The 20,081-nt window shown below is 69.8% G+C and carries 23 protein-coding genes and 2 riboswitches; of the genes, 10 read left to right on the top strand and 13 right to left on the bottom strand.

Going from position 1 to position 20,081, the window contains the following annotated elements; all coding sequences use genetic code 11:
- Nucleotides 1-74: 74 nt before the first annotated feature.
- On the bottom strand, nucleotides 75-683 hold the full coding sequence (locus tag ACFWV3_RS30720; RefSeq protein WP_382416272.1) for a LytR C-terminal domain-containing protein: 609 nt from the start codon (nucleotides 681-683) through the stop codon (nucleotides 75-77).
- A complete protein-coding gene (locus tag ACFWV3_RS30715) occupies nucleotides 680-961 on the bottom strand; it encodes a DUF3263 domain-containing protein (protein ID WP_382416270.1) in 282 nt (93 codons plus the stop codon). Before ACFWV3_RS30715 ends, ACFWV3_RS30720 begins: the two co-directional genes overlap by 4 nt.
- A gap of 108 nt (nucleotides 962-1,069) precedes the next feature.
- Here ACFWV3_RS30715 and ACFWV3_RS30710 point away from each other — a divergent pair, with 108 nt between their 5' ends.
- Nucleotides 1,070-1,651 (top strand): peptide deformylase, encoded by a 582-nt coding sequence (locus tag ACFWV3_RS30710; RefSeq protein ID WP_382416268.1) that lies wholly within the window; start codon nucleotides 1,070-1,072, stop codon nucleotides 1,649-1,651.
- Here ACFWV3_RS30710 and ACFWV3_RS30705 read toward each other — a convergent pair.
- Nucleotides 1,648-2,583, bottom strand: coding sequence for an aldo/keto reductase (locus ACFWV3_RS30705; protein WP_382416266.1), 936 nt, complete (start codon nucleotides 2,581-2,583; stop codon nucleotides 1,648-1,650). The genes ACFWV3_RS30710 and ACFWV3_RS30705 overlap by 4 nt on opposite strands.
- Nucleotides 2,584-2,670: 87 nt before the next feature.
- Between ACFWV3_RS30705 and ACFWV3_RS30700 the strand changes: the two genes are divergently transcribed.
- From ACFWV3_RS30700 to thiD, 3 genes are all read left to right on the top strand, one after another.
- A complete protein-coding gene (locus tag ACFWV3_RS30700; RefSeq protein ID WP_382416263.1) occupies nucleotides 2,671-3,273 on the top strand; it encodes a LysE family translocator in 603 nt (200 codons plus the stop codon).
- Between the two features lie 709 nt (nucleotides 3,274-3,982).
- Nucleotides 3,983-4,105, top strand: a riboswitch (TPP riboswitch).
- Nucleotides 4,097-5,737, top strand: coding sequence for a phosphomethylpyrimidine synthase ThiC (gene thiC, locus ACFWV3_RS30695; protein WP_382416261.1), 1,641 nt, complete (start codon nucleotides 4,097-4,099; stop codon nucleotides 5,735-5,737). It overlaps the preceding riboswitch by 9 nt.
- Nucleotides 5,734-6,552 (top strand): bifunctional hydroxymethylpyrimidine kinase/phosphomethylpyrimidine kinase, encoded by an 819-nt coding sequence (gene thiD, locus ACFWV3_RS30690; RefSeq protein ID WP_382416259.1) that lies wholly within the window; start codon nucleotides 5,734-5,736, stop codon nucleotides 6,550-6,552. Before thiC ends, thiD begins: the two co-directional genes overlap by 4 nt.
- Here the strand turns inward: thiD and ACFWV3_RS30685 are convergent.
- The 5 genes from ACFWV3_RS30685 to thiO all read right to left on the bottom strand — a co-directional run bounded on the left by ACFWV3_RS30685 (nucleotide 6,549) and on the right by thiO (nucleotide 9,383).
- Nucleotides 6,549-6,929: a VOC family protein gene (locus ACFWV3_RS30685; RefSeq protein ID WP_382416257.1), complete on the bottom strand. Its 381-nt coding sequence runs from the start codon at nucleotides 6,927-6,929 to the stop codon at nucleotides 6,549-6,551. The genes thiD and ACFWV3_RS30685 overlap by 4 nt on opposite strands.
- Complete coding sequence (locus tag ACFWV3_RS30680) at nucleotides 6,926-7,375, bottom strand: MarR family winged helix-turn-helix transcriptional regulator (protein WP_382416255.1); 450 nt, start codon at nucleotides 7,373-7,375, stop codon at nucleotides 6,926-6,928. Before ACFWV3_RS30680 ends, ACFWV3_RS30685 begins: the two co-directional genes overlap by 4 nt.
- Before the next feature lie 76 nt (nucleotides 7,376-7,451).
- A complete protein-coding gene (locus ACFWV3_RS30675) occupies nucleotides 7,452-8,207 on the bottom strand; it encodes a thiazole synthase (protein WP_382416253.1) in 756 nt (251 codons plus the stop codon).
- A gap of 1 nt (nucleotide 8,208) precedes the next feature.
- Entirely contained in the window at nucleotides 8,209-8,409 is a 201-nt protein-coding gene (thiS, locus tag ACFWV3_RS30670; RefSeq protein ID WP_382416251.1) for a sulfur carrier protein ThiS, read from the bottom strand.
- A complete protein-coding gene (thiO, locus tag ACFWV3_RS30665) occupies nucleotides 8,406-9,383 on the bottom strand; it encodes a glycine oxidase ThiO (protein WP_382416422.1) in 978 nt (325 codons plus the stop codon). Before thiO ends, thiS begins: the two co-directional genes overlap by 4 nt.
- Nucleotides 9,384-9,386: 3 nt before the next feature.
- Nucleotides 9,387-9,498, bottom strand: a riboswitch (TPP riboswitch).
- Nucleotides 9,499-9,524: 26 nt separating this feature from the next.
- Here thiO and thiE point away from each other — a divergent pair.
- The gene (thiE, locus tag ACFWV3_RS30660) at nucleotides 9,525-10,163 is read left to right on the top strand and encodes a thiamine phosphate synthase (RefSeq protein ID WP_382416249.1); all 639 of its coding nucleotides are present in this window, start codon (nucleotides 9,525-9,527) and stop codon (nucleotides 10,161-10,163) included.
- Between the two features lie 31 nt (nucleotides 10,164-10,194).
- Nucleotides 10,195-10,956: a dioxygenase gene (locus ACFWV3_RS30655; RefSeq protein ID WP_382416247.1), complete on the top strand. Its 762-nt coding sequence runs from the start codon at nucleotides 10,195-10,197 to the stop codon at nucleotides 10,954-10,956.
- Here ACFWV3_RS30655 and ACFWV3_RS30650 read toward each other — a convergent pair.
- The gene (locus ACFWV3_RS30650; protein ID WP_382416245.1) at nucleotides 10,949-11,494 is read right to left on the bottom strand and encodes a TetR/AcrR family transcriptional regulator; all 546 of its coding nucleotides are present in this window, start codon (nucleotides 11,492-11,494) and stop codon (nucleotides 10,949-10,951) included. The two genes, ACFWV3_RS30655 and ACFWV3_RS30650, sit on opposite strands and share 8 nt — an antisense overlap.
- A gap of 61 nt (nucleotides 11,495-11,555) precedes the next feature.
- Here ACFWV3_RS30650 and ACFWV3_RS30645 point away from each other — a divergent pair, with 61 nt between their 5' ends.
- On the top strand, nucleotides 11,556-12,455 hold the full coding sequence (locus tag ACFWV3_RS30645) for an NADP-dependent oxidoreductase (RefSeq protein WP_382416243.1): 900 nt from the start codon (nucleotides 11,556-11,558) through the stop codon (nucleotides 12,453-12,455).
- Nucleotides 12,456-12,505: 50 nt separating this feature from the next.
- Here ACFWV3_RS30645 and ACFWV3_RS30640 read toward each other — a convergent pair whose 3' ends face one another.
- Nucleotides 12,506-13,501: a S1 family peptidase gene (locus tag ACFWV3_RS30640; protein ID WP_382416241.1), complete on the bottom strand. Its 996-nt coding sequence runs from the start codon at nucleotides 13,499-13,501 to the stop codon at nucleotides 12,506-12,508.
- A 515-nt stretch (nucleotides 13,502-14,016) separates the two neighbouring features.
- Nucleotides 14,017-14,502 carry a hypothetical protein gene (locus ACFWV3_RS30635; RefSeq protein WP_382416239.1) on the bottom strand — a complete coding sequence of 162 codons (486 nt, stop codon included), beginning with the start codon at nucleotides 14,500-14,502 and terminating at the stop codon, nucleotides 14,017-14,019.
- A 63-nt stretch (nucleotides 14,503-14,565) separates the two neighbouring features.
- Between ACFWV3_RS30635 and ACFWV3_RS30630 the strand changes: the two genes are divergently transcribed.
- Both ACFWV3_RS30630 and ACFWV3_RS30625 read left to right on the top strand, forming a co-directional pair.
- Entirely contained in the window at nucleotides 14,566-15,495 is a 930-nt protein-coding gene (locus ACFWV3_RS30630) for a threonine/serine dehydratase (RefSeq protein WP_382416237.1), read from the top strand.
- On the top strand, nucleotides 15,492-16,394 hold the full coding sequence (locus tag ACFWV3_RS30625) for a threonine/serine dehydratase (RefSeq protein WP_382416235.1): 903 nt from the start codon (nucleotides 15,492-15,494) through the stop codon (nucleotides 16,392-16,394). Before ACFWV3_RS30630 ends, ACFWV3_RS30625 begins: the two co-directional genes overlap by 4 nt.
- Here the strand turns inward: ACFWV3_RS30625 and ACFWV3_RS30620 are convergent.
- Nucleotides 16,371-17,828, bottom strand: a complete 1,458-nt coding sequence (locus tag ACFWV3_RS30620; RefSeq protein ID WP_382416233.1) for an MFS transporter — start codon at nucleotides 17,826-17,828, stop codon at nucleotides 16,371-16,373. The genes ACFWV3_RS30625 and ACFWV3_RS30620 overlap by 24 nt on opposite strands.
- Nucleotides 17,825-18,580 (bottom strand): GntR family transcriptional regulator, encoded by a 756-nt coding sequence (locus ACFWV3_RS30615; protein ID WP_030480591.1) that lies wholly within the window; start codon nucleotides 18,578-18,580, stop codon nucleotides 17,825-17,827. The genes ACFWV3_RS30620 and ACFWV3_RS30615 overlap by 4 nt, the downstream gene beginning before the upstream one ends.
- 221 nt (nucleotides 18,581-18,801) lie before the next feature.
- Between ACFWV3_RS30615 and ACFWV3_RS30610 the strand changes: the two genes are divergently transcribed.
- Entirely contained in the window at nucleotides 18,802-20,076 is a 1,275-nt protein-coding gene (locus ACFWV3_RS30610; protein ID WP_382416230.1) for an extracellular solute-binding protein, read from the top strand.
- Nucleotides 20,077-20,081: the final 5 nt, after the last annotated feature.

Here is a 20,081-nt window from a genome sequence, read left to right as displayed (position 1 = left end):
GGGGTCTGGGGGCAGAGCCCCCAGGTGGAAGCACGCAACAGCACCAGCACAACTCAACCCAGGACGAACGCGACCTACTTCGACTTAGAAGCACCCTGATAATCGTTCGTCACGATCAAAATGATCCCAGGCGCAGAAGACTCGATCCCGTCGAACCGAGGCTCAACCCGAGCCCGCAACACCGCAGCAAGCTCCTTAGCGGAAGCCTCCTCAGCAGTCCCAGGCCGGAAGTACACGGTCGTGGTCGGAATGGTCCCCTGCGAGTAGTTGCCGGTCCCGGCAACAGTCCACCCGTTCGCGCGAACCTCATCAGAAGCCTTGGACGCCAACCCGGTGATCGTCGAGTTGTTGTAAACCCGCACAGGCTCCTTGGCGACACCCGGCTGGGTGACAGGAGGAGGCGGCACCGCAGCGGACGACGCGGGAGGTGCAGTCGTCGTCGTGGTGGCCGGAGGCGCGGACGACTGCGTTGTGGGCGCAGCCGAAGTCTCGGAGGAAGCGGTGGAAGCGGAAGTAGAAGCCGGCGGCGCGGTGGACGACCCCTCAGCGGAGGGCGGGGTGTCGGACCCCCCGCCGAACAGGCTGATGACGCCGATCACCAACGCGACGGCGGCGACGCCGAGCAGGGCGAAGCCGGCGGCTTTGGCCGGGCGGGACGGGCTTGCGGACTCGGGGGAGGTCATCGGTCCTCGGTGCTCCTGGCGCGTGCGCGCACCCTTTGGCGGCCAGTCCGCACTCCCCGCAGCCGCTTGATCAGCATCGGGTCGGCGGCCATGGCGGCCTCGGACTCGATCAGGCCGTTCAGCAGCTGGTAATACCGGGTGGCGGACATGTCGAACAGTTCCCGGATGGCCTGTTCCTTGGATCCCGAGTACTTCCACCACTGGCGCTCGAACGCGAGCATCGTGCGATCACGGCTGGTCAAGCCGTCAGCGGAGGTGAGCGTCTCGGTGTGATCCATCTGGCTCCCCACGGTCGCCACACCATCTCAGGTGCGGGCAATTCAATCACGTGATCGTTCCAACCTACCGCGCGACACCGACAGTTTTGGCTCGCTTAAAGTTTGCCCATGGCCGTGCACCGCATCTGCATCGTTGGCAACCCCGTGCTCCACCACCCGACGCGCGAGGTCACCGAGTTCGGCGCCGAGCTCAAGGCTCTCGCCGACGACATGTTCGAGACGATGGCAGCGGCGCGCGGAGTCGGCCTCGCGGCCAACCAGATCGGCATCGACCTGCGGCTCTTCGTGTACGACTGCCCCGACGACGAGGGCAAGCAGTACCGCGGCGCCATCTGCAACCCGGTGCTCGAGACCTCCGAGATCCCGGAGACCATGCCGGACCCGGACGACGACTTCGAGGGCTGCCTGAGCGTGCCCGGCGAGGCGTACCCGACCGGACGCGCCCGTTGGGCGAAGGTGACCGGGCTCGACCTCGACGGACAGCCGTTCGAGGTCGAGGGCACCGGCTTCTTCGCGCGCTGCCTGCAGCACGAGACCGACCACCTCAACGGCTTCACGTACCTCGACCGCCTCGTCGGCCGGTACAAGAAGGAGTCGAAGCGGATGCTGCGCGACAACGACTGGAACCGGCCGGACCTCGACTGGGACCCGGCCGACCCCGCGAACTTCGGCGACGACGAAGAGGACTAACGCAGCACCGACTCCACCTGCGCCAGCTCGTCCGCCGACAGCGGGCCGAACGCCAGCGCACCCGCGTTCTCCTCGACCTGGGCGACCGTCCGGACACCGGGGATCGGCACCAGCCGGGGAGAACGCGCCCAGAACCACGCCAGCGCGCCCTGCACCAGCGTGCGGCCGCCGGACGTCAGCACGTCCCGCACGGCCTCCCGCGCCGCGAAGTACGACGGTGACGGCTTCCCGTCGACGAAGAACCGCAGCCAGTCCGGGTTCGTGACGCGCACGTCGTCGGCCGGCAGTTCGACGAACGTCTCCCGCGCCAGCAGGCCCATCGCGAGCGGGCGGCGGCACAGCACCGCGAACTCCCCCGCGTACATCTGCGGGTTGTCGAACAGCAGGTTGATGTCCGCCTGCGCCGCGATCCCGTGCTCGCCCGCGCAGAAGAACCGCGCCCGCTCGACGTCGTCCGTGCTCCACCCGTAGGCGCGGATCTTGCCCTCGGCGACCAGCACCTCGCACTCGTCCCGCAGCAGCGCCGCCTCCTCGAACGACAGATCGCCCACGTGCAGCTGGTACAGGTCGATCCGGTCGGTCCCGAGCCGCCGCAACGACCCCTCGACGGCGCGGCGCAGGTACGCGACCGACCCCTCGTTGCCGGTCATCCGGCGTGCCGAAGCGTCGAACCCGCACCCCCACTTCGTGGCGATCACCACCTGGTCACGCACGGTCGCAAGCGCTTGCCCCACCACCGTCTCCGCGTGCCCGCAGCCGTAGACGTCGGCCGTGTCGAACAACGTCACGCCCAGCTCGACCGCCCGCTGCAGCGCCTTCACCGACTCCACGTCGTCGGCCGGTCCCCAGCCGACCGGCAGGCCGTCCGGGCCCGAGAACGGACCACCCATGGCCCACGTGCCGAAACCCAACTTCCCCAGTTCCAAGGTCATGCCGACCACCGAACATCCTGGAGCGCGCTCCAGGTCAACCCGCCGCTTCCAGGAAAAGCAATTGCGGCCGGAGCGACCATCAAAGGCATGCCACTCGAAAACATCGTCGCCTTCGTCGCGGCCTCGTTCCTCATCGCACTGTCGCCAGGACCCGGCACGGCCATGGTCCTGCGACAGTCGGTGCACGGGCGGAAAGCCGCGCTGGCGACGGTGTTCGGCATGGAGGTCGGCGTCGCCTGCTGGGCGGTCGCGGCCGCACTGGGCCTGTCCGTGCTGCTCACGGCGTCCGAGATCGCCTACCACGGACTGCGGATCGCCGGCGCGGCCTTCCTGATCTACCTCGGCGTCAAGGCGTTGATCAGCAAGAGCCTGCCGGACGCGGAACCGCCGCCCGCGAGCCACGCGTTCCGCAGCGGGCTGGTCGTGAACCTGGCCAACCCGAAGCTCGGCGTCTTCGCGATCTCGTTCCTACCGCAGTTCGTGCCTGCCGGGGAGGCCGGCCAGGGGGTTCTGCTCTTCCTCGCCGTCGGCTGGGTCGTCATCGACACCGTCTGGTACCTGGTCATCGTCTCGATCCTGCACACCATCCGCGGCTGGCTGAGCCGGCCGCGGGTCCGTCCTGCTCTCGAGAAGCTGTCGGGCGGCGTGCTGCTGGCGCTCGGAGTCAGGCTGGTACTCGACCCGCGTTGAGATCGGGTCGCCCCGGCGCCAGAACAGCTCGGGCAGCCCGGCCAGCTCGGCCAGGGTGTGGCAGGCGGCCAACGTCTCGTAGCCGCCTGCCAGCACGTGCGCGCGGATCCGGTCCAGGCGGCCGAGCTCGATCACCTCGCCGGCGATCAGGAACGGCAGCACCAGCTGCCAGGCCTGCACCACGGCCGGACGGCGCCGGTGGGGTGCGCGGAGAGCGGCGCGGGCGACGCGGAGCAGGTGCTCGTTCGCGCTCATCGTGTGCGGGTGCGCCGAGTGGTCCCAGTGCCACCGGCGCTCCTCCGTCACCGCGCACCGCACGCACTCGACGGGCCCGGTGCCGAGCTCGGCGCCGCAGCGTGAGCACGCCAGCAGCGTCATCGCCCAGTCCACGCACGTCCACGGGTACTGGCCGACGTCGGCGGAGGTCACCAGCTCGGCCAGCTCGCGGTCGGCGAGCTGCGACGACATCCGCAGCGCCTCCCAGTCGGCGAGCCAGAACTGGTCGAGCAGCTCGGCGCAGAAGCCGCAGTCGGGGTAGCCGCGTCCTGCCAGCTCACCGCACGAAGGGCATGCCGAGACCACGGCGGGACGTTGACCGCGACGCGCGCCGGGCGGGAACGGCTGATGATCCGCCACGGGAGAAGATTAGGGCCAAACCGTGCCCTTGGCAGCTGTGGCGCGCGCTGACTATGGTCGGTTCTCGACAACTCAACAAGAACGCGGGAGCTCGCGCCTGAGCGGGCTGAGAGGGTGACTGGCAGTAGTGCCGGTGTCACCGACCGCCTGAACCTGACCGGGTAATGCCGGCGTAGGGAGGAATGTCGTGACGGCACTTGACGACCGTTCGGTCAAGCCCAGTGTGACCACCGGCCCGATCTCGGGCTCTCGCAAGGTCTACCGCGAGGGTGTGCCTTTCCGCAGGGTGGAACTGACCAACGGCGAGCATGTCGATCTGTACGACACTTCCGGTCCGTATACCGACGAGAACGCGACCATCGACGTCCACAGTGGACTGGCTCCGCTGCGCGCGGGGTGGGTCGCCGCACGGGAACCGATCAACGGAGCTGTCAGCCAGCTCGCGTACGCGAAGGCAGGGGTCATCACCCCGGAGATGCGCTACATCGCGACGCGGGAGAACCTCGACGCGGAGTTCGTCCGCGAGGAGGTGGCCATCGGGCGCGCGGTCATCCCGTTGAACCGCAAGCACCCCGAGGCCGAGCCGATGATCATCGGCAAGAAGTTCCTCGTGAAGATCAACGCCAACATCGGCAACTCCGCCGTGTCGTCGTCGATCGAGGACGAGGTGGACAAGATGGTGTGGGCGACCCGCTGGGGTGCCGACACGATCATGGACCTGTCCACCGGCAAGCGGATCCACGAGACGCGCGAGTGGCTCCTGCGCAACTCCCCCGTGCCGGTCGGCACCGTGCCGATCTACCAGGCGCTGGAGAAGGTCAACGGCGACCCGGCGGCGTTGTCGTGGGAGGTCTACCGCGACACCGTGATCGAGCAGTGCGAGCAGGGCGTCGACTACATGACCGTGCACGCGGGCGTGCTGCTGCGGTACGTGCCGCTCACCGCGAAGCGCGTCACGGGCATCGTCTCGCGCGGCGGGTCGATCATGGCCGCGTGGTGCCTCGCGCACCATCAGGAGAGCTTCCTCTACACGCACTTCGAGGAGCTCTGCGACATCCTGCGCACCTACGACGTGACGTTTTCGCTGGGCGACGGGCTGCGGCCGGGTTCCATCGCGGACGCCAACGACGAGGCGCAGTTCGCGGAGCTGAAGACCCTGGGCGAGCTCACGCACATCGCGCGGGCGAAGGACGTCCAGGTGATGATCGAGGGCCCCGGCCACGTGCCGATGCACAAGATCGCCGAGAACGTCCGGCTCGAAGAGGAGTGGTGCGGCGAGGCGCCGTTCTACACCCTCGGCCCGCTGGCCACGGACATCGCACCGGCCTACGACCACATCACGTCCGCGATCGGCGCGGCCCAGATCGGCTGGCTGGGCACCGCGATGCTCTGCTACGTCACGCCGAAGGAGCACCTCGGCCTGCCGAACCGCGACGACGTGAAGACCGGCGTGATCACGTACAAGATCGCTGCCCACTCCGCGGACCTCGCCAAGGGCCACCCCGGCGCCCAGGACTGGGACGACGCGCTGTCGAAGGCGCGCTTCGAGTTCCGCTGGGAGGACCAGTTCAACCTGTCGCTCGACCCGGACACCGCGCGCTCGTTCCACGACGAGACGCTCCCTGCGGAACCGGCGAAGACGGCGCACTTCTGCTCGATGTGCGGGCCGAAGTTCTGCTCCATGAAGATCACGCAGGACGTGCGGCGCTACGCCGAGGAACGCGGACTGTCCACTGTGGAGGCGATCGAGGCGGGCATGGCGGAGAAGTCCGACGAGTTCGCCGGCACGGGCAACAAGGTCTACCTCCCGGTCGTGGAGACTTCGTGACCACGGCACCACCCAGGGTCCTCACCATCGCCGGAAGCGACTCCGGCGGTGGTGCGGGCATCCAGGCCGACCTCCGCACGTTCTTCGCGTGCGGAGTGCACGGCTGTGTCGCGCTCACGGCCGTGACGGTGCAGAACTCGCTGGGCGTCACGGGCGTCGCGGAGATCCCGCCGGACACGGTCGCGGCGCAGGTCATCGCGGTGGCCGAGGACATCGGGCTGCAGGCGGCGAAGACCGGGATGCTGGCGTCGTCGGCCATCATCGAGGCCGTCGTGCCGGCGCTGGACCGCGTCGGGATCGGCCGCTCGGGCAGGACGCCGTTCGTCGTCGACCCCGTGTCGGCATCGATGCACGGCGACCAGCTGCTGGCCGACTCGGCGCTGGACGCGTTGCGGGGCTTGCTCTTCCCGCGCGCGACGCTCGTGACGCCGAACCTCGACGAGGTGCGGCTGATCACCGGGATCGCCGTGAAGGACCGGGCGGACCAGCGGCTGGCGGCGGAGGCGTTGCACGCGCTGGGACCCGAGTGGGTGCTGGTGAAGGGCGGCCACATGTGGGACGACCCGGAGTGCCTCGACCTGCTCCACGACGGCCGGGAGTTCATCGAGCTGCCCGGACCTCGTTACGACACCCAGAACACGCACGGCAGCGGCGACACGCTGGCGTCGTCGATCAGCTCGGCGCTGGCGCACGGTGCGTCGGTGCCGGAGGCGGTGCGGTTCGGCAAGGACTTCATCGTGCGGTCGGTGGCGGCCGCCTACCCGTTGGGTGCGGGCGTGGGGCCGGTGTCGCCGTTCTGGAAGCTCACGGGTTAGGCGTCCAGGCACAGGCAGAAGGGGTGGCCGGCGGGGTCGAACAGCACCCTGACGTTCGGTTGCGGCTGGAACTCCGCCGGCGTCGCCCCCAACGCCACCGCCTCGGCGACGGCCTCGTCCAGGTCACCGACCTGGAAGTCGAGGTGCATCATCGGGCGCTGCTGTCCGTCGACCGGCGGCCACACCGGCGCGCGGTAGTCCTCGGCGCGCTGGAAGACGAAGAACGGGCCGTTCGGGGAGGCCGCGACGATCGCCGTGTCCGGTTCCTCGTGGCCGACGTGCCATCCGAGCAGCTCGGCGTAGAACCTCGACAGCGCGCCGGGGTCGGGCGCCTCGACCGACGTTCCCCACCACATGCCGCCGGTGCGGGACCTCACGCGCCCTTCGACTCCTCGCCGACCAGCGTCTCCAGCGCGTCCAGTGCGTTCACCAGCGCGGAGACGTGCTCGGGCGTGAGCTGTTCGATGCGGCGCTGCAGCTCGCGCACCCGCGCGGACCGCACGCCGGAGACCATCGTCTCGCCCTCGGGCGTGGGGGTGGCGAGCCAGGCGCGGCCGTCCTGCGGGTCGGGTTCGCGCTTCACGTACCCGGCTTCGACCAGGGCGGCGACTATCCGGGAGAGCGTCGGGGGTGCCACGCCCTCCTTGGTCGCGAGGTCGCCCAGGCGCATGGGACCGCAGCGGGCGAGGGTGGCGAGCGCGGAGACCGCGCCGGGGCCGAGTCCGGGGGAACCGGTGCGTCGCAGCAACCGGGCCAGCCGGCCGATCGCCAGGTACAGGCGCGCGGTCGCGTCCTCGACCTCGGCGTCAATGGGGGCCGTCACGGCTTGTCGTCCTCCTCGGCGGGATTCAGGTAGTTGTCAATCATCCCCCAACGTGTGAGTACCCACGGTAGCGACCTCAGAGACCCGGCGAAGACGCTTGGGCCCAAAAGCGCTGCGGAATTCGTCCGGCCAAGCGCGCCAGACGTCCGCCCTCGACCGCACAACGCATGGCGGCGCCCATGCGTTCCGGGTCCTGAGCCCTGGTGACGGCCGTCGCCAGCAGCACGGCCGAGCAGCCGAGCTCCATCGCCAGCGCCGCGTCCGACGCCGTGCCGATGCCCGCGTCGAGAACTACTGGAACAGCCGCCCTGGAAGTGATCAGCTCGATGTTGTGCGGGTTGCGGATGCCGAGGCCGGTGCCGATGGGCGAGCCCAGCGGCATGACGGTGGCGCAGCCGACGTCCTCCAGCTTGCGCGCCAGCACCGGGTCGTCGTTCGTGTACGGCAGGACGACGAAACCGTCGCCCACCAGCCGTTCGGCCGCGTCGAGCAGCTCGACCGGGTCCGGCAGCAGGGTCTCCTCGTCGTGGACGACCTCGAGCTTGACCCAGTTCGTCTCCAGCGCCTCGCGGGCGAGCTGCGCGGTCAGCACGGCCTCGGCGGACGTGCGGCAGCCGGCGGTGTTCGGCAGCACGTCGATTCCCAGTCGCCGCAACAATTCCAGCACGCCGGTCCGGCCCGCCGCGTCGACCCGGCGCATCGCCACGGTCGTCAGCTCGGTCCCGGACGCGACCAGCGCCCGTTCCAGCACGGAGAGGTTGGCGGCACCGCCGGTGCCGGTGATGAGCCTCGACCGGAACTCCCGGCCGGCGATGATCAACGGGTCGTCCACGTCAGCCTCCCTGGACCGCGGTCAGCACCTCGACCACGCCGCCGTCCGGCACGATCGTCTTCTCCCACAACGCCCTCGGCACCACGGCACCGTCGAGCGCGACGGCCACGCCCTTCTCGGGAGCGCCCACGAGCGACACCACCGCGGCCACCGACGTGCCGTCGGCCAAGTCGCGCGCGGTGCCGTTGACCTGTGCTTTCACGAGCTTCCTCCCTGCAGCAGCCCGACGACGTGACGAGCGGTGTGCGGTGCCAGCAGCAGTCCGTTGCGGTGGTGGCCGGTCGCCGCGATGACGCCGGGTTCGAGCCAGCGCACGACGGGCACGTTGTCGGGACTGCCCGCGCGGAACCCCACGGCGGCTTCGGTCAGCGCGTACTCGGCGATGCCCGGCAGCACGGTTTCCGCGTCCCGCAACAGATCCCGCACGCCCGCGACCGACACGTCGGTGTCGAACCCCGCCTCGTACTGGGTGGCGCCGACGACCAGACCGTCCTTGCGCGGCACCAGGTACACGGACCGCCCGGACACCGACCCGCGGATCGTCCTCGTCGGCGGCGGCAACGCGCCCGGCCGCCACGACAGCCGCAGGATCTCGCCCTTCACCGGCCGGACCACGTCCCGCAGCGCCGGGTGCAGCGACCCGCTCCACGCCCCCGCGGCGATCACCACGACCCGTCCGTCCACAGTGGAGTCGAACGTCACACCCGCGTCGACACAAGCCTTGCGCAGAGCGAAAAGCAGCTCGCGGTTGTCGACAGCGAGATCACCCCGCACGAGCATCCCGCCGCGCACCGCCGGCCCGAGCGAGGGTTCGAGTTGTCGGATCGCTCGATTGTTCAACAATTCTACCTCCGAATTGTTGAACAATCCGACGATCCTACGCAGGTCGGCGAGGTCACCGGGCGACGTCCCGATCGTGATCGTCCCCTGGTCGAACAGCTCGACCCCGAGGTCGGCCGCGAACTCCGGCCACAGAGCCAGGGCCTCGACCCCTTGCGACGTAACGGTTTCCTCGCCGTGCCACGCCTCGGCGACAGGAGCGAGCATCCCACCGGCGACCCGCGACCCGGCGTGCGGCGACCCGAGATCGCTGACGGACACCGAGAACCCGGCCCGCGCCGCGAACCAAGCGACGGACAGACCGATGACACCGCCACCGACGACGGCCACTTCCACACTGCTCAAGGCATTCACGCTCCCTGCGCCGGCATGACCCGGATCAGGTTCGACGGTCGGAGCGAACCACGCTCCCTCTCAGCCCGGTGTTCTCCAGGCTCCCGTGCGGACCGACTTCAACATAACGGTTAACGTGCGTGCGTGCCAGGACTCGACGGAAACCTGATCAGGCAACGACTCGCCGACGCGACGCTCTACCTCTGCACCCCGAACCGGCCCGACCTGGCCGAGTTCGCGGACGCGGTCCTCGCGGGCGGCGTCGACGTCATCCAGCTGCGGGACAAGTCACTCGAGGCGAAGCAGGAGATCGAGGCGATCGAGGTCCTCGCCGAGGCCACCGAACGCCACGCGAAGCTGCTCGCCGTCAACGACCGCGCCGACATCGCCCACGCCGTGGGAGCCGACGTGCTGCATCTCGGCCAGGACGACCTCCCCGTCCCGCTCGCCCGCGGGATCATCGGCGACGAGATGGCGATCGGCCGCTCCACGCACGACGTCGACCAGATGCGCGCGGCGGCCGACGAACCCGGCGTCGACTACTTCTGCACGGGCCCGTGCTGGCCGACCCCGACGAAGCCCGGCCGTCCCGCACCTGGACTCGACCTCGTCCGAGCCACGAAGTCCACACGCCCGTGGTTCGCGATCGGCGGCATCGACCTGAAGAACCTCCGCGAGGTCAAGGAAGCCGGCGCCACCCGAGTGGTCGTCGTCCGCGCCATCACCGACGCCGAGGACCCGCGCACCGCCGCCGAGTCGTTCAAACTCGAACTTGATAGTTGAAACTTGAACTAATCGGCGTACGCTCGACGACGTGAGCGCACCAGTGCTGTACCTGAGCCACGGGGCACCCCCGCTGGCCGATGACGAGACGTGGACCAGAGAGCTCAAGGACTGGTCCGCCACCCTGCCGCGCCCGGAGGCCGTCCTCATGGTCTCCGCGCACTGGGAGGAGGCGCCGACCACCATCGGCGCGACCACGACCGTGCCGCTGGTCTACGACTTCTGGGGCTTCCCGCAGCGCTACTACCAGGTCACCTACGCGGCGCCGGGCGCACCGGGGCTGGCCGAGGACGTGCGCAAGCTCCTCGGCGGCCACGTCGAGCAGGACGAGGGGCGCGGTCTCGACCACGGCGCCTACGTGCCGCTGAAGGAGATGTTCCCGAACGAGGACGTGCCGGTGCTGCAGATGTCGCTGCCCACGCTCGACCCGCGCAAGCTGCACGAGGTCGGCCGCAAGCTCGCGCCGTTGCGGGACAAGAACGTCCTGATCGTCGGCAGCGGTTTCATGACCCACAACCTGAGCTGCGTGAACTTCCCCGCCGGACCGGACTACGAGCCGCCGTCGTGGTCTAGGGAGTTCGACGACTGGGCCCACCAGCAGCTGGCGAACGGCGACGTCGACGCGTTGCTCGACTTCCAGCAGAAGGCCCCCGCGGCCGGCATCGCGCACCCGCGGACCGAGCACTTCGCCCCGCTGTTCGTGGCGCTGGGTGCCGCGAGCGACGAGAAGGCGCAGACCAGCGTCGACGGCTTCTGGTACGGCCTGTCGAAGCGGTCCGTGCAGTTCAGCTAGCCACGCCTTCGAGGAACAGGGTGGCGAACCGGCGGGCGGCGGCCGTCGTCGACAGACGCACGCCGCTGCTCGCCATGAGCAGCAACACCAGGTCGTCCACGGTGAAGTCCGCCCGCAGCCGGCCGGTCTCCCGAGCCCGCCGCACGAGTTCCGCGAGCTGACGGAACGCCGTGGCGCGCACGGTCGCGAAGTCGATCGCCCTGGGGAACGCGCTCGTGAACGCCGCCGCGAACCCCCGGTTCAGCACGTGGACGACGCAGACCTCCTCGACGGTCCGGCGGAACCCCTCCCACGGGTCGGGGTGCGCGAGTCCCGCCGCGACCGCCGCCGAGCAGGCGTGCATCTGCTCCGAGAACACCTCCACCACCAACGCCTCCTTGGTGGGGAACCGCCGGTAGAGAGTCGCCGGACCCACTCCGGCACGACGCGCGATCTCTCTCATCGACACGTCGAGTCCGTCCGCGGCGAAGGTCTCCCGTGCCGTCTCCAGGATCCGGTCGCGGTTGTCGCGGGCGTCCGAACGCAGGTTGTGAGTCATCTCCGCCGTCACCGTCTCAGTTTGGACTAAGCGGACGCCCTGTTCCACTAACTTCGCCGCCATGCGAGCCCTCCAGTACCTCGACCACGGCCCCGCCGACCTGCTGAAGGTCGCCGACGCCCCGGAACCGCACGCGGGCAGGAACCAGATCCGGATCGCCGTGCGCACGTCGGGCGTGACCCCGGCCGACACCGCGCTGCGCTCAGGACGGCTCGGGCGGCGCGTTCCCCTCCCGCACGTGCCGGGCGTGGACGCGGCGGGTGTCGTCGACGAGATCGGCGAAGGCGTGACCGACGTCCGGAAAGGCGACGAGGTCTTCGGCATCGTGGACCTGGGGAAGCTCGGCGGCGCCAACGCCGACCACGCCGTGCTGGCCGCGTGGGCACCCAAGCCGGCCGCCCTGAGCTGGGAACAGGCCGGCGGCGCCGCGGCGAACACCGAGACCGCCACGAGGGCGTTGGACCTGCTCGGCCTCAACGACGGGACGACGTTGCTCATCGCCGGAGCGGCGGGCGGTGTCGGCACGCTCGCGGTCCAGCTGGCCGTCGCGCGGGGCGTGAGGGTGATCGGCACCGCCGGCCCGGCGACCCAGGACTTCGTGGCGAGCCTCGGCGCCACCCCGGTCGTCTACGGAGAGGGCCTGACGGAACGGGTGGGCGAGGTGGACGCGGTGCTGCACTGCGCCGGCACCATCGCGGACCTGGTGACGATCGCGGGCGCGCCGGACCGGGTGCTGACGATCGCCGACATGGCACCTCCGGAAGGCGTCCGCACGTCCTTCATGGCGGACCCCGGCACGTTCCGCCAGGCCCTGCACGGCCTCGCCGACGCGGCTGCACTGGCCGAGAAGGGCCTCTTCACCGTGCCGCTCGCCGGTGTCTTCCCGCTCGCCGGGGGCCCGGAGGCGCACAGGCTGAGCGAGACCGGCCACGCCCACGGCAAGATCGTCCTCGTGAACTGAGGAAGCGCCGCGACACCGGAGTGCCGCGGCGCTTCTCGGAGAAGGAACCGCTACCCGCGCGTCAGGGTCAGGCCGTAGCGCGACAGGATCGGGTTGACCGGCTGGAAGTAGGTCGTGCCGCCGGAGGTGCAGTTGCCGGAACCACCGGACGTCACGCCCTGGGCCTGGCTGTAGTTCGAGCCCGCGACCCACGAACCACCGGAGTCACCGGGCTCCGCGCAGGCGTTCGTGCGGGTCAGACCGCGCACCGTGCCCTGGGAGTAGCTCACCGACTGGTTCTTGGCCTGGACGGTGCCGCAGCGCCAGCCCGTGGTGGAGCCGGACCGGCAGATCGCCGCGCCGACGGCCGCCTCGCTGGAACCCGTGATCGTCACGTTCGAGCCGTTGTAGCGGTTGACCCACGGGCGCGGGGTCCAGTTCGAGTTGGTGCGCACCCAGGAGTAGTCGTTGCCGGGGAACGTCGAGCCCGCGAACGAGCCGGCGGAGACCCGGTTGTAGCCCTGGACGGCCGTGCCGGTGGTGCCGCAGTGGCCCGCCGTCACGAAACCGCCGGACACGGAGAAGCCGAGCGAGCAGCGCCCGCCGCCCATGTAGATGGCGTCACCGCCGCGCAGGTCGTACAGCGTCCGCGGGTTCTCGGTGACCTCTTCGACCGTCACGGCCGACCCGACGGACTTCGCGGTGGCGATGAACTGGTCCGCCGCGGCGTCGCGGGTGTTCTTGTTCACCTCGACCACGACCGAGTTCGACTTCTCGTCGACCCGCCAGCTCGTGATGGCCGCGGGGGCGCTCATGAGGTCGAGGACCGACTTCGTCCCGTTGAGCCGGGTCAACGAGTTCGACACGACCTTCGTGTCGGCGCCGGTGACGGAGAGTCCCGGCTTGGTCACGGCGACGGTCAGTCTGCCGCTCGCCTGGTCGATCCACGCTCCGCCGAACGCGTCGCCCAGAGAGGCCTTCGCCTGCTCCGCGGCTTCGCCCGCTTTCTGGTCGGACGCCAACCGGACGCGTGCCTGGTCAGCGTTCAGGCCCAAATCGCGTTGCATCGCTTGGAGCAATTCGGCCGGGTAGCTCTCCGTGTCGGAACCGGTTGGGGCGACTGGTGCAGCAGGGGCGCCAAACGCCGGTACGCTGAGAGCAGTCACGACTCCGGTGGCGAGCAACACGGCACCGGTAACACGGGCCGCACTCGTGCGGTTCATCAGACGTCTCCCTCACTTTCGGGTGCAGGGGAACCCGAGAGATCGGTTGCAGGGACCTCTCTCGGGGGCTCTAGGGGGACGGGTGGTGGGGCGGCGGCAGGGGTCGCCCCACCCCTCCCAATCCCGTCCGGAGTGACTTCACATCGAGGGCGCCGCGCTCAAGTGGTGCTTCCACGAGCCTCATCGCGCCCTCCCTCTGTCTCTTTTGGGGCTAAAGGTTCGCCCGTTCGAGTGACGTTTCCGAACTTCCGGCTATGACGCTCAGCCCCGTTCGTGGTCGAAGTGTGTCACAGCTCACGACAGATCAACTCCGTTGCGTAGCAATTGACAGTTAACTATCGCTCAACGTAGTGAAGTGATCACCGAATGGGTTCGGGCGTCGACGACGGCGTCGAGCTGTCGCTCGGCTGTGAGGACACCGTCGAGGACGAGGGCGGCGTGGTGCTTTCGGCGGGCGACTGACCGGACGTGCCCGGCGGGACCGTCACGGTCACCGTCTCGATCCTGGTCGTCTCGGTGCGGGTCTCGGTCTCGGTGTGCGTGGTCGGCGTCGGTCCACTCGGGTCGGCGGTGACGGGTCTGCCGCTCACCAGCTGGACGCTCGTCGCGGCGAGGACGGTCACCACGAAGACGAGCAGACCGCCGACAACGATGATCTGCCAACGCTTCTCGCGTTCCATCGACCGTTGGTAGAACACGGCGCCGAGCGTGGTCACCACGCTGGCGAGGACGGCACCGACGATGGTGCCGACGAGGTTCAGGCGAAGGCTCAGCACGGCCGCGGTGACGGCGGCGAGCACACTCGCGACGAGCTTGACGGGGGTGATCTTCTCCTTCTCAGACATGACATACGTAGGACGTTGGGCACAGTTCAGCGGTTGTGGCCTGGTGACGGGCATCATCGACCCATGCGCCTGGTGACTCTCGAAGACGTCCAAGCGGCTGCCGCCGCGATCGCCCCGCATGTCGTCCGCACCCCGTTGCTGGCGTTCGACTCCGGCCTGATGATCAAGCCGGAGAACCTCCAGCCGATCGGCGCCTTCAAGCAGCGCGGCGCCGTGAACGCGTTGCAGCGCATCCCTTCCGAGGACCGCGCCCGCGGTGTCGTGGCGTACTCGAGCGGTAACCACGCGCAAGCGGTCGCCTACGCCGCCAAGACCCTGGGCATCCCCGCGGCGATCGTGGTGCCGGAGAACACACCGCAGCTCAAGATCGACGCGACGCGGGCGCACGGCGCCGAGGTGTTCGTCGTCGGCATCACCGAACGCGAGTCGCGCGCCGCCGAGCTCGTCGAGGAGCGCGGGGCGACGCTGATCCCGCCCTTCGACCACTTCGACGTCATCGCGGGCCAGGGCACCGTCGGCCTGGAGATCGCCGAGGACTTCCCCGACGTGGCAACGGTTCTGGTGCCGGTGAGCGGCGGCGGGCTGATCTCCGGCGTCGCGACGGCGATCAAGGCGCTGCGCCCGAACGTCCGCGTGATCGGCGTGGAGCCGGAGCTGGCCGGCGACGCCGCCGCGTCGTTCGCCGCCGGCGAGCTGGTCCGCTGGGACGCCCACGACCGCGCCCGCACGTCCGCCGATGGCCTGCGCGCCGAGCCCTCTGAGCTGACCTGGGCGCACATCCGGAAGTACGTCGACGACTTCGTCACCGTCACCGAGGACGAGATCCACGACGCCGTGAAGCAGATCGCCCGCCGCACGCGGGTCGTGGCCGAGCCGAGCGGTGCCGTGCCCGTCGCGGCCTACCTGAACCGCGATCTGCTGAGCGGTCCGACCGTCGCGGTGGTCTCCGGCGGCAACATCGAGCCGTCTCTGCTGGCGTCGATCCTCGGATGATCACGTTGTCAGAAGTCCGGTCGGCGGCGGCGGTGATCGCGCCCCACGTGGTGCGCACGCCGCTGCTGCCGTTCGGTCCTGGATGGATCAAGCCCGAGAACCTCCAGCCGATCGGCGCGTTCAAGCTCCGCGGCGCTCTGAACGCGTTGGCACGGCTGGAGAACCGCACGAACGGCGTGGTCGCGTACTCCAGCGGCAACCACGCCCAGGCCGTGGCGTTCGCGGCCCGGCTGCACGGCGTTCCCGCCGCGATCGTGATGCCGGACAACACCCCGGCGGTCAAGGTCGAGGCCACGAGGGCGCTGGGTGCCGAGGTCTTCATCGTCGGCATCACCGAACGCGTCGAACGCGCGGAAGCGCTGGTCAGCGAACGGGACGCGACCCTGATCCCGCCGTTCGACCACCCCGACGTGATCGCCGGCCAGGGCACGATCGGCCTGGAGATCCTCGAGGACCTGCCGGACGTCGACACCGTCGTGGTGCCGATGTCGGGCGGCGGCCTGATCTCCGGCGTCGCCACGGCGATCAAGTCGCTGCGCCCCGAGGTCCGCGTGATCGGCGCGGAACCCGAACTGGCCGCCGACATCGCGGAATCACTCAAAACGGGCGAACTGGTGCGCTGGGACCCTCTGAAACGCGCTCAGACGGCCGCTGACGCGCTGCGGGACGAACCGTCGGACCTGACCTGGTCCCACATCGCCAAGCACGTGCACGACGTCGTCACGGTGTCGGAAGACGAGATCTTCGCGGCCGTCACCGCGCTGGCCCGCCGGGCCCGGCTGATCGCCGAACCGAGCGGGGCCGTCGCGGTCGCGGCGCAGGCCAAGCTGGGGACCGGCGTCGCCGTGGTGAGCGGCGGCAACGTCGAGCCCGAGCTACTGGTGCGCCTTCTCGCCTGACCTGATGTGCGTCGGAGGTCCCTCCACGCCGCAGTGCAGGCACTCGCCGGGGTGCGGCGCCTCGTCCTGTTCCGGCGCCGCCGCCAGCACGCGGTTGTCCACGCCGAACGCCAGCAGGCCACCGACGATCGCCGCCGCGGCGCACAGCACGAGGGCCATCTGCCAGCCCGCGGTCATGACCGACGGGTTCGCGTAGTCGTCGCCCACCAGGCCCACGGCGGCGGGCAGCACGGCCGTGGCCAGCAGACTTCCGGTGCGGGCCACGGCGTTGTTCACGCCCGACGCGACCCCCGCGTGGTGGTCGGGCGCCGAAGCCAGCACGGTCGCGGTCACCGGGGCGACCACGGCGGCCAGCCCCACGGCGAACACCAGGATGCCGGGCAGCACGCCGGTGAGGTACGAGCTGCCGGGAACGGCGTTGCGCAGCAACAACATGCCCAAGCCGATCAGCACCGGACCGGCGATCAGCTGCACGCGCGGGCCGTAGCGCTGGGCGAGCTTGCCCGAGGTCGAGGACGCCAGCAGCATCACGATCGTCAAGGGCACGCTGGCCAGGCCCGACGCGGTCGGCGAGTACCCAAGCGAGATCTGCAGCTGCAGCACGAGCAGCACCATCACGCCGCCCAGAGCCGCGTACACCAGGAACGTCAGGACGTTGGACAGCAGGAACGTCCGGTTCCCGAAGAGCTCGGGTGGCACGAGCGGATCGGCGGAGCGCCGCTGCACCAGCCCGAACGCGATCATCGCGACCGCACCGGCCGCCGCCACCACGTACGACTGCTCGACGAGCCCGCCCGTCAGCAGCGCGAGCCCCAACGCTCCCACCAGCGCGGACGCGTAGTTGGGGTGTCCGGCCTGGTCGTCCTTCGACTCCGGTACGAACCGCAGCGCGAGGAACACGCACGCCGCCGCGACCGGCAGGTTCACCAGGAACGCGAGCCGCCACGACCAGGCCTGCACGAGCAGACCGCCGACCAGCGGCCCGATCGCCGTAGCCACGCCGGACAACCCGGACCAGGCACCGATCGCGCGAGACCGGTCCTCGCGGTTGAACGACGACTGCAGGATCGCCAACGCACCCGGTGTGAGCAGCGCCGCGCCGATGCCTTGCAGCACACGGGCGGCCACCAGCACCGGAACGTTCCACGCGGCACCGCACAGCAGCGAGGCCAGACCGAACCAGATCACGCCGGCCACGTAGACCCGCCGCCGGCCGAACCGGTCGCCGAGCGACCCCGCGATCAGGATCAGCGAGGCCAGGGCCAGCAGGTACCCGTTGAGGATCCACTGCAGGTCGGTGACCGACGCGCTGAACTCCGCCCCGATCCTGGGCAGGGCCACGTTGACGATCGTGCCGTCGAGCATGGCCATGCCGGAGCCGAGGATCGTGGTGGCGAGCACCGCGCGGGCGCGCGGTGTCCCCCAGGCGATCAAGACGGCCTGTTCAGCGTGGCCACGAACTTGTAGCGGTCACCTCGGTAGACCGAGCGCACCCACTCGATCGGGTTGCCCTCGGTGTCGAACGAGTGCCGCGAGAGCAGCAGCATCGGCAGGCCGATGTCGGCGCCGAGCAGCTCCGCCTCCTCCGGCGAGGCGAGCGCGGTCTCGATGGTCTCCTCCGCGTGGCCCATCTCGACGCCGAACCGCTCGGACAACACCTGGTACAGCGAGGCGCCGGGCGCCAGGTACCGGCGCAGACCGCGGAACCGGCCGAGCGCGAGGTGGGTCGTCTCGATCGCCATCGGCTCGTTGTCGGCGAGGCGCAGGCGGTGCAGGCGCAGCACCTTCGCACCGGGACGCACGCCCAGGTAGCGGGCGAGCTCCGCCTCCGCCGGCATCTCCGAGGCCTCGATGAGCTTGGACGACGGCACGCGGCCCTGGGCGCGCATGTCCTCTGTGTACGAAGACAGCTGCAACCTCTGGGCGACCTTGGGTTCGGCCGCGAAGGTGCCCTTGCCCTGCACCCGGAGCAGCCGGCCTTCGACCGTCAGCTCGGCGAGCGCCTGGCGGACGGTCGTCCTGGAGACGTCGAACTCCGCCGCGAGCGACCGTTCCGTGGGGATCGGCGACCCCGGTGGCAGCGCCCTCAGCAGGTCGAGCAGGTGCCGCTTGAGACCCCAGTACTTGGGTTCGCGTTGCGCACGCGTCCTGGCGTCCACGCCCGATGCAGGCGTCGTCTCCAGCATGGCCTCCTCCTCGCACTCCACATCACGCCACACAAGGATGCCTTGTCCACGCCGGTTCGCGCGTGCGAACCCCCGCCAATCGACACAAAAAAGGTCCGAGGACTCCGCAACGCTTTGGCAACGCGCTTGACAGGACCGGTGACGCAGCACACGCTGTTCCGCATTGGTCTACACCACTTGGACGTTCCGGCGAGGGCCGGGCTTGGTGAAAGGGCGCGACTGTGAAGGGCTGGAAAGGACTCGCTGCTGGTGCCGCCGCACTGGCAGTGGCCGTGTCCGGATGTGGCACGAGCACGAACAGCGGTAGCAGCACGGAGACCAAAGAGATCACCGTGTGGCTCATGGACGGCTCCGCGCCGACGACCCTGACCGACGCCTTGAACAAGGAGTTCGAGAGCGCGAACGGCATCAAGGTCAAGTACGAGGTCCAGAAGTGGACCGGCATCCAGGAGAAGCTGACCACGGCACTGGCCAGCAGCACGCCCCCGGACGTGATCGAGCTCGGCAACACCCAGACCGCGAGCTTCGCGGACCAGGGCACCCTCGCCGACCTCACGGCGGACAACGGGCAGTTCAACGGCGGCGAGTGGCTGGGCGGCCTCAAGGACTCGCTGACGCTCAACGGCAAGCAGTACGGCGTTCCGTTCTACGCCGCGAACCGCACGGTCATCTACCGCACCGACCTGCTGCAGGCCGCGGGCGTCGCGCAGCCGCCGACCTCCCGCGCCGAGTGGCTCGACGCGATCAACAAGCTCAAGGCCGCGAACGCGTCCAACCCGGACTTCCAGGCCCTGTACCTGCCGGGTCAGTCCTGGTACTTCCTGCTCTCGCTGATCTGGGACGAGGGCGGCGACATCGCCAAGCAGGACGGCGGCAAGTGGACCGGCACGCTCGACACCCCGCAGGCGAAGGCGGGCTTCGAGGCCTACAAGGCGCTCTACGACGCGTCGGCCGCCAAGAAGGTGCCCGCTGACATCGACGAGGCGAAGCCCCAGCAGATGGAGGTCTTCGGCACGGGCAACGTCGGCATGATGGTCGGTCTCCCGTGGGAGCTCGCCGGTGCCGTCAAGGCCAAGCCGGAGCTGAAGGACAAGACCTCGGCGTTCCCGATCCCGTCGAAGAAGGCCGGCTCCGCCGCGCCCGTCTTCCTGGGTGGCTCGAACCTCGCGATCCCGGCCTCCACCAAGAACGCGGACGCCGCCAAGAAGTACCTGGCGCTGCTGTCGTCCAAGAAGTACCAGGACCAGCTCGCCGAGGGTGGTGCCGTCCCCGGTACCTCGAAGGACACGGCCAAGCTCGCCAGCAACGCGATCGGCAAGGCCATGGCGGACTCGTCCCCCAACGGCAAGGTCACCCCGGTGACGCCGAAGTGGGCGGCCGTCGAGGCGGGCCAGAACCCGCTGAAGGACGCGCTCACCGCGTACCTGACCGGCGCGAAGACGCTGGACCAGGCGACGAAGGACGCGAGCGACGCCGTCACCAAGGCCATGGCCTAGCCAAG

It is taken from the genome of Lentzea sp. NPDC059081 (assembly GCF_042738015.1).
GTDB lineage: Bacteria > Actinomycetota > Actinomycetes > Mycobacteriales > Pseudonocardiaceae > Lentzea.
Note: the sequence above shows the minus strand (reverse complement) of the source record. Positions and strands in the feature narration are given on the sequence as shown.

Coding starts and splice junctions, on each gene's coding strand:
- ACFWV3_RS30720 (WP_382416272.1), bottom strand. CDS start 683: ATGACCTCCCCCGAGTCCGCAAGCCCGTCCCGCCCGGCCAAAGCCGCC.
- ACFWV3_RS30715 (WP_382416270.1), bottom strand. CDS start 961: ATGGATCACACCGAGACGCTCACCTCCGCTGACGGCTTGACCAGCCGT.
- ACFWV3_RS30710 (WP_382416268.1), top strand. CDS start 1,070: ATGGCCGTGCACCGCATCTGCATCGTTGGCAACCCCGTGCTCCACCAC.
- ACFWV3_RS30705 (WP_382416266.1), bottom strand. CDS start 2,583: ATGACCTTGGAACTGGGGAAGTTGGGTTTCGGCACGTGGGCCATGGGT.
- ACFWV3_RS30700 (WP_382416263.1), top strand. CDS start 2,671: ATGCCACTCGAAAACATCGTCGCCTTCGTCGCGGCCTCGTTCCTCATC.
- ACFWV3_RS30650 (WP_382416245.1), bottom strand. CDS start 11,494: ATGACTCACAACCTGCGTTCGGACGCCCGCGACAACCGCGACCGGATC.
- ACFWV3_RS30645 (WP_382416243.1), top strand. CDS start 11,556: ATGCGAGCCCTCCAGTACCTCGACCACGGCCCCGCCGACCTGCTGAAG.
- ACFWV3_RS30640 (WP_382416241.1), bottom strand. CDS start 13,501: ATGCAACGCGATTTGGGCCTGAACGCTGACCAGGCACGCGTCCGGTTG.
- ACFWV3_RS30635 (WP_382416239.1), bottom strand. CDS start 14,502: ATGTCTGAGAAGGAGAAGATCACCCCCGTCAAGCTCGTCGCGAGTGTG.
- ACFWV3_RS30630 (WP_382416237.1), top strand. CDS start 14,566: ATGCGCCTGGTGACTCTCGAAGACGTCCAAGCGGCTGCCGCCGCGATC.
- ACFWV3_RS30625 (WP_382416235.1), top strand. CDS start 15,492: ATGATCACGTTGTCAGAAGTCCGGTCGGCGGCGGCGGTGATCGCGCCC.
- ACFWV3_RS30615 (WP_030480591.1), bottom strand. CDS start 18,580: ATGCTGGAGACGACGCCTGCATCGGGCGTGGACGCCAGGACGCGTGCG.